This window comes from Frankia sp. CeTa3Moorea, from assembly GCF_978021225.1.
In genome coordinates this window covers 25,271-38,686 of record NZ_CDXDOR010000015.1, presented here as the reverse complement: position 1 = coordinate 38,686, position 13,416 = coordinate 25,271, and the positions used below count along the sequence as shown (strand labels likewise).

Genomic DNA, 13,416 nt, shown 5'->3' with positions numbered 1-13,416 from the left:
CGCCGACGACGGACCACCCCCGGTGATCATGCGACGAACGGCGGCCGCCCGTATCGCGCACCTGCTCCGAACGGCGGCTTCCCGCGGGTCCAGCCAACCGCCCGCGACTCCGTCGAGTAACGGCAGCACCTCCCACCCCACGGTGCGCAACCACCGCGCCCGCTCCCACCTGATCATGGTGAACGCATCCACCTGGGCGGCGACCTCAGCCTCGGCGGCCAGGGCGCGGGCGGTCGTCTCCGCGGTGCCGCGCAGCAGGGGACCCAGCATCGCGGTCACAATCTGCACCCCGCACGCACCGTAGATCAGTACCCCCAGCCGCGCCAGCACCAGCGGTTCGGTGGTACCACGCAGGAACACCGCAACGATCATCATGGCGATCGCGACCAGCAGCGCACCCACCCATTCCCAGAGTGGCCGGGAGGCGGTGATGAACGCTAGGAGCAGGGGAAGCACGAGCAACGGCCAGTCCGCGATCCGGACGATGTCCGCGCCGACGGTGTTCGCTATGCCGGCGACGGCGACGGCGAGGGCCAGGAACAGCAGCACGGCCGCCTCGGGACCGCTGATCGGCCGACTCCGTCCGCGCCGGACGAAGGTGACGGTGAGCGCGGCCACCAGCAGCCACAGCGCTCCCGCTCCAGCCATCGTCCGCACCCATCCACCCGTGCCGACCAACGGCACGAGCATGATGATCAGCCACAGCCCGGCGATCTGCCCGAGCGCCCGACGCAGCCCGGCGGCATAGGCGTCGCGTAGCTCGGCGGCGATCGCGGCGACGTCCCGACGATCGCCGCGATCATCGCTCGGCTGTGGTCGCGTCACGTGCCCCGTCGTCGCGTCCGGGGCGCGCCACTGCAGTTCCACAACGGTGCCCTGCCCCGGGCGCGCGTCGATGCGGGCGGTCCCGGCGACGTCCACCAGCCGTCCGACAATGGACTCGCGCAGCCCGAGCCGGGCGGGGTCGACCCGCTGCGGGTCGAAGCCGCACCCGGCGTCGGACACCGTCACGATGAGCAGGCCCGGGCCACCGGCGAGGAGCAGCGAGGCACGCCGGGTGCCGGAGTGCCGTTCCACGTTGACCAGCGCCTCGCCGACCGCTCCAACGAAGGCCTCCACAACCACGGCCGGGGGCTCACCGGGAGGTTCCCCCGCGACGGCTGGGAGACGCCGGTCCTCGAGGCTGACCTGCAGCCCCCGTCGAGCGGCGTCGCGGACGGCCTCGGCCAACCGATCGCCGATCGGCGGACCGGCCTCGTCGTCCCGGTCGAGCAGGCCGCGCACGGCGGTGAGGCTCTGCGCACATCGACGCCGGGTGAGTTCCACGTCCCGTCCCCCGCCCCAGGCGATGCCGGTCAGGGTGTTCAGCACCGTGTCGTGGATGACTCGCTCCCGTTCCCGGCGGTCGCGGGCGACGGCGAGGACCACCGCCTCGCTGCGGTGCCGGGCCACAACGTTCGCCCAGCGCTGGTCGGCCGTACGGGCGATCCGGCGCAGTCGACCGATCGCCAGCCCGAGTAGACCGGGAATGATCAGCAGCATGGCGGTCTGAGAGAAGACCTGGGGGTTGTGGCCCCAGCCGCCTACGAGAGTGGCGCCGCACAGCGTCAGGAGCAGGACCGACGCGACGGCCGTCGGAAATGTCCAGACCGTCACGATCCCGGCGTTGATGGCGGTCAGGAAGACGAAGTTCCCGCTGTCCCCCACCGAAGCGGGCGGCAACCAGGACGAGGCCGTCAGGGCGAGGACCGTCGACATCGCGACCGTGCTGGTGGTCATCGATCGACGGATCCCGCGTCGCAGGCCGACGACGCAGAAGACGAGACCGCCGATGACCGTCAGCCCCGCGACGGCCATCGCCGCCGGCCTGTGGTCGTACCAGCGCCAGACCGCGACGTAACACACCGTCAGCAGGACCGCGACCGCCCGCAGAGTAACGAGGACGCGCCCCATGACCTGTTCCAGCGCCTGGTAAGCCCGGCCCAACTCGACGGAGGCTCGGCCCAGCTCGAGCGTGCCCTCCCCGAAGGCGGTCACCGTGCCCACGGAGGCGGTAGCGGCGGTGCCCGTGGCGGCGGAGGAGGCCGGCGCCGCGAGCGGGACTGCCTCGCGCACCCCGCACGGGACCGGCTCCCGCACCCCGGGCGAGGCCGCCTCCCGCCCGTCGGCAGTCACGCCCTGCGCGGCCCGGGGAGGTCGCCCGGACCAGGGTAGGGGCCGACTTCGCACCTCATCATCATGATGGCTCTGTCCCCTCAGCATCGAGGTTCCTGTCGACGACAAGCTTGCGACGGCATAGAGGCCGCGACGGCGTCGAGCAGCGACCCACCGCCGACCGGGCGGGCCGTTGGCAGGCTACCGGCGGCGCCTCGCCTTGGTCCGCAAAGGACCGGCTCGCCTCTCATCCGTCGGACCGCTCATCCGTCGAAAAGGTAGCGGGACGGCCCGACCTCCCAGTCGGGGGAGCTAGTCACGGTCCAGGGACCGCAGACCGTGCTCAGGTCCCCAAAATTCGCTGACCGAAGAGTCACCGCCACCGCCCGACGGGCCGGAGGAACGCAACGCCGCCGGGACAGCTGTGTCCTAGGCTTGACGACGTGTGGAAAGGCAGCTCTTGAATCCTCCCGCCACGCCGCCCAGGCCGCCCACGCCGCAGCCGCAGCCGCAGCCGCAGCCGTCACCACCGGCAGGCCCAGTACCACCGGCGGAGCTGTCCGCGCGGCTGACCGGGTTGTCTCCTCGCGACGCCCATCGGCTGGGCCGACGGCTCGCCGAGAGCCGGCGCACCCGCGAGCCCGCCGCGCGCCAGCGGGCCCTACAGGCCATCGCCGCCGAGGTGGACCGGGCGGCGCTGCAGGTGGAGCGGCGCCGGGCCAGCGTCCCGACGCTCGACTACCCCGACATCCTTCCGGTCACCCAGCGCAAGGACAAGATCCTCGCCGCGATCCGGGATCACCAGGTGGTCGTCGTCGCCGGGGAGACCGGCTCCGGCAAGACCACCCAGCTACCGAAGATCTGCCTGGAGCTCGGCCGCGGGATCCGGGCGATGATCGGGCACACCCAGCCGCGCCGAATCGCCGCGCGTACCGTCGCCGACCGCCTCGCGGAGGAACTGCGCACCCCGGCTCCCCAGGCGGGCGGCGTCGTCGGCTACCAGACCCGGTTCACCGACCAGGTGCACGAGAACACGCTGGTCAAGCTCATGACGGACGGCATCCTGCTGGCCGAGATCTCCTCCGATCGCCAGCTGCGCCGCTACGACACGCTCATCATCGACGAGGCGCACGAGCGCAGCCTCAACATCGACTTTATCCTCGGCTACCTGCGGTCGTTGCTCCCCCGCCGGCCGGATCTCAAGATTGTCATCACCTCCGCGACGATCGAGACGGCCCGGTTCTCCGCCCACTTCGCGGACGCCCCGGTCATCGAGGTGTCCGGGCGCACCTATCCGGTCGAGGTCCGCTACCGCCCACTCGTCCCGGCGGCCGACGGCCCGGCCGACGGCCCGGCCAGCGGATCGGCCAGCGGATCGGCCAGCGGCCCGGCCGACGGGCGGAGGACCGGCAGGGAGAACGGCGAGGTCGAGCGCGACCAGACCCAGGCCATCAGCGAGGCGGTCGACGAGCTGTGCGCGGAGGGCCCGGGCGACATCCTGGTGTTCCTCAGCGGCGAACGGGAGATCCGCGACACCGCCGAGGCACTCACCCGCGAGCAGCGGCCGAACACCGAGATCGTGCCGCTCTACGCCCGCCTGTCCGCCGGCGAGCAGCACCGGGTGTTCCAGCCGCACACCGGACGGCGGGTGATCCTGGCCACCAACGTCGCCGAGACCTCGCTGACCGTGCCGGGGATCCATTATGTGATCGACCCGGGCACCGCGCGGATCTCCCGCTACAGCCACCGCACCAAGGTGCAACGGCTGCCCATCGAACCGATCTCACAGGCCTCCGCCAACCAGCGCAAGGGGCGCTGCGGGCGGACCGCCGACGGCATCTGCATCCGCCTCTACAGCGAGGAGGACTTCGCCGGCCGGCCGGAGTTCACCGATCCGGAGATCCTGCGGACGAACCTGGCCTCGGTCATCCTGCGGATGGCCGACCTCGGCCTCGGCGAGATGGCCACGTTCGGGTTCCTCGATCCACCCGACCCCCGCCAGATCAGCGACGGCGAACTACTCCTCGCCGAGTTGGGAGCGTTCGACGCCACCGCGGCCGATCCCCGCCACCGGATCACTCCCCTCGGCCGGCGGCTGGCGCAGATCCCGGTGGATCCCCGGCTGGCCCGCATGGTGCTCGCCGCCGACGAGCAGGGCTGCCTGCGCGAGGTGCTCGTCATCGCCGCCGCGCTCGCGATCCAGGATCCCCGGGAGCGCCCGGTCGAGCACCAGCAGGCGGCCGACGCCCGCCACGCCCGGTTCGCGGACCCGACCTCGGACTTCCTGGCTTACCTGAACCTGTGGAACTACCTGCGCGACGCCCGCGGCGAGCTGTCGGCCAACCAGTTCCGGCGGATGTGCCGCACGGAGTTCCTCAACTACCTGCGCATCCGGGAATGGCAAGACGTGCACGGCCAGCTCGCCGCGGTGGCCCGCGGCCTGGGGCTCGCCCCCCGGGACGATAGCTCCGGCGCGGCCGATCCACGGGCCGATCCACGGGCCGTGCACCGAGCCCTGCTGACCGGGCTGCTGTCGCATATTGGTCGTTACGACCCGGAGCGCCGGGAGTACGCCGGCGCCCGCGGCGGCCGCTTCGCGCTCTGGCCGGGCTCCGCCCTGGCCCGGCGGTCGAACCGCGCCGAGCGCACCGGGCCGGCAGCCACGTCGGCGGACCCGACAGCCGCGCTGGCGGACCCGGGGGACCCGGCGGGCGAGGACGCGCCGAAGCGGCCGTCCGGACCACCCGCCTGGGTGATGGCCGCCGAGCTGGTGGAGACCTCCCGGCTGTGGGGCCGCACCGCCGCGCGGATCGACCCGGACTGGATCGAGCCGCTCGCCGCCCACCTGGTGCATCGCACGTACAGCGAGCCGCGCTGGTCGCGCCGGCAGGGCGCGGTGCTCGCCGACGAGAAGGTGACCCTGTACGGGGTGACGATCGTCGCCTCCCGGCCGGTCCAGTACAGCCGGGTCGACCCGGTCCTGTGCCGGGAGCTGTTTCTCCGGCACGCGCTGGTCGAGGGTGACTGGCAGACCCGCCACGCCTTCTTCCACGCCAACCGGGAGCTGCTCGCCGACGTCGAGGAGCTGGAGCACCGGGCCCGGCGGCGCGACATCGTCGTCGACGACGAGACGCTGTTCCATTTCTACGACGAGCGCATCCCCGCGGATATTGTGTCCGCCCGGCACTTCGACGCTTGGTGGCGCAAGGCGCGCCGGACGACCCCGGACCTGCTCGACTTCCCGCGCTCGATGCTCGTCTCCGCGGGCGCCGAGGGAATCACCGAGGCCGACTACCCCGACGTCTGGCAGGCGGGCGACCTCGCGCTGCCGCTGAGCTACCAGTTCGAACCGGGCTCGGCGGCCGACGGGGTCACCGTGCACATCCCGCTGGCCGTGCTGAACCAGGTCGGCGCCGAGGGCTTCGAATGGCAGGTGCCGGGGCTGCGCGAGGAGCTCGTCACCGCCCTCATCCGGGCGCTGCCGAAAGCGGTGCGGCGCAGCTTCGTCCCGGCGCCGAACTACGCCAAGGCGGTCCTGGCGAACATCACGCCACGCCAGGTGCCCCTGCTCACCGCGGTGGAACACGAGCTGCGCCGGATGGGCGGGCCGGAGATCCCGCGCGACTCCTGGTCGCTGGCGGGTGTGCCGGATCACCTGCGGTTCACCTTCCGGGTGGAGGACGCCGGCGGGCGGGTGCTGGCCGAGGGCAAGGACCTCGACGCCATCAAGGAGCGGCTGCGCCCGAGGACCCGGGAGGCCGTCGCCGCCGCGGCGGACGGCCTCGAGCGGGCCGGCCTGCGGGCGTGGGGGGACCTCGGCACCCTGCCGAAGGTCGTCGAGCTGCGCCGCGGCGGCAACGCGGTGGGCGGCAACGCGGTAGGCGGCCACGTGGTGAAGGCGTTCCCGGCGCTGGTTGACGAGGGCGGTTCGGTCGCGGTGCGGGCCGCCGACACCGAGGCCGAACAGCGCCAGCTGATGTGGGCCGGCACCCGGCGCCTGGTGCTGCTGGGCGTCCCCTCCCCGGTGCGCGGCCTCAACGCCCGGCTGTCGAACGCCGCGAAGCTGGCCCTGAGCCACAACCCGCACCGCGACGCCGCCGACCTGCTGGACGACTGCGTGCGGGCCGCCGCCGACCGGTTGATCGCCGCAGCCGGCGGGCCCGCCTGGGACGAAGCGGGCTTCACCGCGCTGCTCGCCGCGGTACGCGCGGGACTGCCCGAGACCGCCTTCGAGGTGGTCCGCGAGGTTCAGCAGGTGCTCGGCCTCGCCCACGCGGTCGATCTGGCGCTGCGCGAGCTGCGTGCCCCGGCGGTGGCGGCGTCGGTGGCCGACGCGCGCGACCAGCTTACCTCGTTGATCTACCGGGGATTCGTCACCGACACCGGGGCCGACCGGCTGGCGGACCTCGTCCGCTACCTGACCGCGCTGGAACGGCGGCTGGAGCGGCTGCCCCGCGATCCCGGGCGGGACAGGCTCAACACCGCGACCGTCGGGCGCGTCCAGGACGCCTATCGGGAGCTGCTCGCCACCGTCCCCGCCGGCCGGGAGCCGGCGCCCGAGATCCGGCGCCTCCGCTGGATGATCGAGGAGCTGCGGGTGAGCCTGTTCGCGCAGAGCCTGCGCACCCCGTACCCGGTTTCCGAGGAACGCGTCTACCGAGCGATCGACGCCATCCTCGGTTAATCCGTTTCGGTGACTATGCCATGCTGGGACGGTGACCGGCGGGGGCGATGGGCACGGCGCTCCCGACTGTTTCGTGTCGTACGCGGACGACGGGCGGGCCTGGGCCGAATGGATCGCCGGGACGTTGGAGGATGCCGGCTACCAGGTCCTGCTTGAGTCCTGGGCGCCGGCGGGGACGCACCGGGTGGGGTGGCTGGACCGGGCGGTGAGCCAGGCCCGGCACACGGTCGCGGTGGTCTCCGACGGCTACCTGCGCTCCTCGCCCGCGGTCGCCGAATGGGCGGCGGCGTGGTCGGCCGACCCGACCGGAGGCGAACGCCGGCTGCTGGTGACCAGGGTGGCGGACCGGCCGCTGCCCGGTCTGCTCGGCCAGCTCGTCCCGGTCGACCTGTTCGACCGCAGCGAGATCGCCGTCCGGGCCAGCCTGCTCGCGGCCCTGCGTGGCGACCGGCCACAGCCGGAACAGCCGCCGGGCTTCCCCGGCCGGCGGGGGATCTTCCCGCCGGAGCTGCCGGCGGTGTGGAACGTGCCGGACCAGCCGGCCCGGTTCGTCGGCCGGACGGCCGCGCTCGCCCGTCTCGACGAGGCGCTGTCCCGCTCGCCGCTGGTCACCGTGACGGGAATCGCGGGGATCGGGAAGACCAGCCTGGTCACCGAGTACGCCCGCCAGCACCGGGCGGATCTCGACGCCGTGTGGTGGGTGCCGGCGGAACGCCCCGAGCTGATCGGCGAGCGGGTACGCGAGCTCGCCCCGGCGGTGGGCCTGCCCGGCCACGCGGAACCGGCCGCCGTGATCGCGAACCTCGGCCGGGCCGACGGCCGCTGGCTGATCGTGCTCGACGACGCCGCCGACGCCGACACGCTGCCGGACTGGCTGCGGCCCGCCGAACCCGGCCGGCTGCTGCTGACCTCCCGCAACCCCGGCTGGGACCATCTCGGCCCGGTCGTGCCGGTCGGACCGATGGACCGGGCCGAGTCCGTCACCCTGCTCGCCGGCCGGCTGCCCGCCGTCGAACGGACGGTCGCCGACCGGATCGCCGAGCGGCTCGGGGACCACCCGCTCGCCCTCGACCAGGCCGCCCACCGCATCAGCACCGGCCGCACCCCCGCCGAGACCTACCTTCAGGTGTTAATCGACCGGCCGGAGGTCCTCCTGGCACAGGGGGAGGTGAGCGGGCGGCCCGGGGCCACCGCCGCCACTCTCTGGGACGAGCCGATCCGCCGGCTCGACGCCGAGGCACCGGCCGCCGGCCACCTGCTGCGGATCGTCGCGCACGGCGACAACGAACCGATCCCGATCCGGCTGTTCACCGCCGAGCCGGACGCGATCCCCGATTCCGGGCTGCGGGCGGCGGCCGGCGACCCGCTCGCCCTCGCCGACACCGTCGGCGCCCTGGAGCGGTACGGCCTGGCCCACCGCGACACGGACACCGTGACGATGCACCGGCTGGTGCGGGCCGCCGTGCACACCCACACCAGCCCCGACCAGGCCGACGAGATCGTCGCGACCATGACCCGGATGCTGCGCGCGGCCCTGCCCGACGCCGTCACCGCCAACCCGGAAGCCTGGCCCGCCTGGCGGGAGCTGCTCCCGCACACGCTCGCCGTGCTCGACGCCACCGACGCCGACCCCACCGACGCCGACCCCATCGACGCCGACGCCACCGACCGTCTGGAGGCAGACAGTCCGGAGGCCGCCTGGCTGGCGGAACGCTCGGCGGCCTACCTGCTCGAGCAGGGCCGGGCCGACCAGGCCCTCCCCCTCGCGGCCCGCGCCCTGGCCGCCCGCGAGCGGCTCGACGGCCCGGCGCACGTCGACACCCTGGCTTGCCGGGAGACCCTCGCACAGGTGACCCTCGCCGCCGGCCGGATCGACGCCGCCGGCCGCCTAGCCGAGCGCACCGTCGCCGACCGCGAACGCGTCCTCGGCCCCGAGCATCCCGCCACCCTGGTCAGCCGGGACACCCTCGCCTGGGCGTTCCAGAAGGTTGGCCAGGTCGACCACGCGGTCAACCTGTTCCAGCGCACCCTCGCCGAGCGAGAACGCATCCTCGGCCCCGAGCACCCCGACACCCTGGAAGGCCGGCACAGCCTCGGCCGCGCCTACGACGCCGCCGGCCGCGGCGACGAGGCGGCCCGACTGCTGCGGGACACCCTCGCCGACCGGCGGCGGATCCTCGGCCCGGAGCACCCCGCCACCCTCGACACCCGCCACAGCCTCGCCGTCGCCTACCGCCGGATCGGGGCGGTAGGCGACGCCGTGCCGCTGTTCGAGCAGACCCTCGCCGCCCGCGGACGGGTCCTCGGCCCCGAGCATCCCGCCACCCTCGGCAGCCGCCACCAACTCGCCGTCACCCACCACCAGGCCGGACGGCTCGACGACGCCACGCGCGAGTTCGGCCGCGCGCTGACCGGCCGCGAACACACCCTCGGCCCCGACCACCCCGACACCCTCGAAACGGTCGACGGACTCGCCCGCGCCCACCTGCGGGCCGGACGACTCGATGACGCCGAACGTGAGTTCGGCCGCGCGCTGACCGGCCGGGAACACACCCTCGGCCCCGACCACCCCGAGACCACTGAGACCCGCGAGAACCTCGCCACCGCCCACCTCAGGCTGGGCCGACCCGGCGACGCCGTCCCCCACCTCGAACGCGCCCTCGACCGCCACGAGCACGTCCTCGGCCGCGACCATCCGCGCACCGTCGACGCCCGGAACGCCCTCGCGACGACCTACCGGCGCACCGGCCAGCTTGAGGCGGCCGTGCCGCTGCTCGAACGGCTACTCGCCGACCGGAGTCGGGCGCACGGTGTCAGCGACGCGCGCACCCTGCGCACGGCCGACGGGCTCGCCGAGGTCTACCGGACCACCGGCCGGCTTCCGCAGGCCGTCGACCTGAACGAACGTGTTCTCGCCGTCCGCGAGCGGCTCCTCGGCCCCGGCCACCCCGACACCCGCGCCACCCGGGGCGCCCTCGCCGACACCTACCGCCAGGCCGGCCGGCCCGCCGACGCCGTCCCCCTCTACCGCGCCGCGCTCACCGACGCGCTACGCGAGCACGGCCCGTTCCATCCGGACAGCACCCGGGCCCGTCGCACCCTCGCCGACACTGTTGGCGAGGTCCGCCACGATCAGCCGCCTCTCGAACGGCCGATCCCGGCCGAGCCGAGGTTCCGCCACCGCGACCCCTGACTGACGCCGGCACGCCGGTCACCGCGGGTCGGCCGGCCCGGCCGGCTCGTCGGGTTCACCGGGGTCGACGGGCGGAAACCGATCGAGCAGCTCCAGCTTGCGGAGCAGCGCCTCGTCCGCCGCCCCCCGCGCCGGCCGCCCGCCCTCCGCCGCCCGCTCGCGGTCCTCCTCCCGGCGCCGCGCCTCTTCCCGGGCGGACTCCGCATCCATCTGGTCCAGCAGCTCCTGTCTATACCGCTCGAACCACTTCCGGTTCTCCCGCCGCTCCTGTTCGGCGGCAAGCTCATTCGTCAACTCCTGGCCATGCCGCGCGTTCCATACTCGGGAGAACGAGCCGTCCCAGTCGACCGGACGGAGGTCGAACCTGCCCTCAAACGTCGCCCGAGCCTCATCCGCCCCCGTATCGGCGTCGCGCCCCGCGTCGGCATCGGGCGCCGGCTGCCCGGACGGTTCCCGACCGGCTGGCGGCCGCGCCCCCGATTCACGCTCGGCCGCAGATTCACCTGACGGGCCAGCGGTTTCCTCGGACATCACAGTCTTCTCCCGTCCCTGAGGCTCCCAGTCATGATCCCACCGCTACCGGCCCGCCGTGCCCCACCACGATCCCTCCAGGGATGATCAGCGACCAGCGGAGGGGCACTCGTCACGGCCGGAATGCACGCGTTGCGATCCCTCCAGGGGTGATCAGCGACCCGCCTGTCCTCGATATCCAACAGTCGGACACAACCGTTGCGATCCCTCCAGGGATGATCAGAGACCCGACCCCGAAAGTAAAGTCGCAGGTTGAAGGCATGATCGGCGGTGGATCGTGGGCCGATTCTGCAGCGATCCGGCGGTAGTGCAACGGCCCAGGTCAGAGCCATGATCGGAATTTTAGAGTATCGAGTCCTGGTTGCCTATCTCGACGCCGAGCCACGCCATCCCCTATCTGCTGGACGGGCCAGGTAGACCTTCAGCGGTGTGGCTGTTGACCGGTGGGCCGGACGACGATCTCGTTGATATCGACGGTATCGGATTGCTCGAGTGCGAACAGGACCGCACGGGCGACGTCAGTGGTGCCGAGTTTCGGGTCGGTGGCCCGGTCGGGCGATGTTTCGCCGGCTTTAACGAGTCCCGGCTGGATGAGGGTGACACGCACGCCGGTACTGGTGACCTCGGCTCGGCTGGACTGGGCCATGGCGGTGACGGCCCACTTGGTGGCGGAGTAGAGCTGCCCGGGGACGGTGATGCGGCCGGCCACCGAACCGGTGAGCACCAAGTGTCCCCGGAACTGCACGAGGGTGGGCAGGGTGGCCCGGGCGACGAGGGCGGTTCCGTAGACGTTGGTCAGCACCATCTCGCGCCACTGCTGCGGGGATCCGGTGCCGCGCAGGAAGGAGGTGGCGGTGAAGGAGCCGGCGTTGGCGAACACCGCGTCGAGTCGACCGAACGCGCCGTGGGCGAGCGTGGGCAGAGTGGTGACCTGGTCCCAGTCGCTGATGTCGCAGGGGGCTGCCACGGCCCGGGCTGGGCCGCCCAGTTCCGCGGCAAGTTCGTGAAGGGCATGGTGAGAGCGGGCGGCGAGGATGAGGCGCCACCCTTTGCTGGCGGCGAGTCGCGCTGTCGCGGCGCCGATGCCGGAGGAAGCCCCGGTGATCAGGAGAACGGATGTGGTCACGCTGATAGATCGTGCCGGTTGAGGTGGTCAGTCAGGTTTTGGGGTGCGGCGGCTGACGTCGACGGCGTAGCTGGTGGGACGGACGTTCCCCGGTCACTACCCGAGGTCCAGGACGGACGTGCCGGCGACCGCCGAGCAGATGTGCAGCACGGCCCGCCGGCCGGACAGCGCGGTGTACGCCGGTTCGAACGCCTCGGTGAAGGCGGTCAGCCGGGACCTGTCGACGAGGGCCACCGCACAGCCCGCGAAACCACCGCCGGTCATCCGGGCCCCGAAGCACCCCGGAGCCGCCGAAGCCGCCTGGACCGCCGCATCGAGTTCCGGACCCGACACCTCGAAGTCCTCCCGGATCCCGCGATGCCCCGCCAGCAACAGCCGCCCGGCCGTTGGGGCGTCGCCCGCGCGCAGTGCCACGGCGACGGCGTCGACCCGGGCGTTCTCGGCGACGACGAACCGGGCTCGGCGCAGCGCGACCGGGTCCAGACCGGTCCCGCCGGCCGCTCCGCCCAGCCGGGTTGTCCCATCCGACCGGGCGGACCTGCCGAGCCGGGCCACCGCCTCGTCCATCGACCGGGGCGTGAGGTCCCGCAACGCGGCGACGCCCAGCGCCCGCGCCGCCCGCTCACACTCCGCCCGTCGGGTGGCGTACTCGCTGGTCACCACCTGTCGGCGCGAGCCGGTGTCGATGACCACCACGGCCAGCCCGCCCGGCAGCGGCACCGGCTCGGTCGTCAGCGTGCGGCAGTCGATCCGCAGCGCGTGGCCGGCCACGCCCGCGGCGCAGGCGAGCTGGTCGAGCAGGCCCGTCGCCGCCCCCACCCAGAGGTTCTCCGCCCGCTGGGCGAGCAGGGCGAGCTCCGTCGGCGAGGGCGTCAAGCCGGCGAGATGCGCACCGGCCAGGGCGACGGCCAGCTCCAGCGCGGCCGAGGAGGACAGTCCCGCACCGACGGGGATGTCGCTGGCCAGCGTGCCACGCCAGGGCACCGGGCCCCCTCCGGCCGGGAAGCCTGACCCGGCGGCGGCACGGGAGCCCCCCGATCCGGCGGCGGCGCGGGAGGCCCCCGATCCGGCGGCGGCGCGGGAGGCCGACTCGGCGGCCAGCATCACCGCGACGCCTTCGACATACCGGACCCATCCGGGTGCCCGGGCGGACACCGGGGTGTCGAGGCCCGGCGGCGGCAGCGGGATCACGGCGGGCACCGCATCCTGCTCGGACACCAGCCGGAGCTCGGGTGCCTCGTTACGGCGCAAGGCGATGCACAGCTCCCGGTCGATGGCCACCGGAAGACAGAAGCCGTCGTTGTAGTCGGTGTGCTCGCCGATGAGGTTCACCCGGGCGGGCGCGCGGACGAGGTGGGTGGGCCGCTCTCCGTAGGTCTCGACGAACGCGCGCACCGCACGCTCGGTGGCCGGATGCTCGGCGGCCGGATGCTCGGCGGCTCTCATGACGCCAGTGTCGGGGAGTCGTGGGCCCTGCGGCACGCGGGATGACTACGGCCGCGCGGGCTCGGCTCAGGCCCGGTTCGCGGCGACGGGAGCCATGACGGCGCGCAGCCGGTCCGCGGCGGCCTCCGGGGTGAGGTCGCGCTGCACGTCGGCGAGCATCTCATAGCCGACCTGATGCTTGCGAATAGTCGGGGAGCGCAGCAACGGCGGATAGAAGTGGGCGTGCAGCTGCCAGAACACCGCGGGTGGATCGCCGGGTCCCCGGCCAGGATCAAGGTCCGG

Annotated in this window: 6 protein-coding genes and 1 pseudogene; 2 read left to right on the top strand and 5 right to left on the bottom strand. The window is 73.4% G+C overall.

Annotated features, from left to right (window positions below):
- Positions 1 to 2,229 (bottom strand): sensor histidine kinase (locus AC08OV_RS04915; protein ID WP_476619359.1); only part of this gene is annotated, 2,229 nt, incomplete at its 3' end.
- A gap of 502 nt (positions 2,230 to 2,731) precedes the next feature.
- Here AC08OV_RS04915 and hrpA point away from each other — a divergent pair.
- Both hrpA and AC08OV_RS04905 read left to right on the top strand, forming a co-directional pair.
- Positions 2,732 to 6,838 carry an ATP-dependent RNA helicase HrpA gene (gene hrpA / locus AC08OV_RS04910; protein WP_476615142.1) on the top strand — a complete coding sequence of 1,369 codons (4,107 nt, stop codon included), beginning with the start codon at positions 2,732 to 2,734 and terminating at the stop codon, positions 6,836 to 6,838.
- A 31-nt stretch (positions 6,839 to 6,869) separates the two neighbouring features.
- The gene (locus tag AC08OV_RS04905; RefSeq protein WP_476619358.1) at positions 6,870 to 10,031 is read left to right on the top strand and encodes a tetratricopeptide repeat protein; all 3,162 of its coding nucleotides are present in this window, start codon (positions 6,870 to 6,872) and stop codon (positions 10,029 to 10,031) included.
- Positions 10,032 to 10,049: 18 nt separating this feature from the next.
- Here AC08OV_RS04905 and AC08OV_RS04900 read toward each other — a convergent pair whose 3' ends face one another.
- The 4 genes and pseudogenes from AC08OV_RS04900 to AC08OV_RS04885 all read right to left on the bottom strand — a co-directional run.
- The gene (locus AC08OV_RS04900; protein ID WP_476619357.1) at positions 10,050 to 10,562 is read right to left on the bottom strand and encodes a hypothetical protein; all 513 of its coding nucleotides are present in this window, start codon (positions 10,560 to 10,562) and stop codon (positions 10,050 to 10,052) included.
- Between the two features lie 421 nt (positions 10,563 to 10,983).
- On the bottom strand, positions 10,984 to 11,688 hold the full coding sequence (locus tag AC08OV_RS04895; RefSeq protein WP_476615975.1) for an SDR family oxidoreductase: 705 nt from the start codon (positions 11,686 to 11,688) through the stop codon (positions 10,984 to 10,986).
- A 96-nt stretch (positions 11,689 to 11,784) separates the two neighbouring features.
- On the bottom strand, positions 11,785 to 13,134 hold the full coding sequence (gene galK, locus AC08OV_RS04890; RefSeq protein ID WP_476615976.1) for a galactokinase: 1,350 nt from the start codon (positions 13,132 to 13,134) through the stop codon (positions 11,785 to 11,787).
- A gap of 66 nt (positions 13,135 to 13,200) precedes the next feature.
- A pseudogene (locus tag AC08OV_RS04885) lies at positions 13,201 to 13,416 on the bottom strand (galactose-1-phosphate uridylyltransferase); the annotation flags it as partial.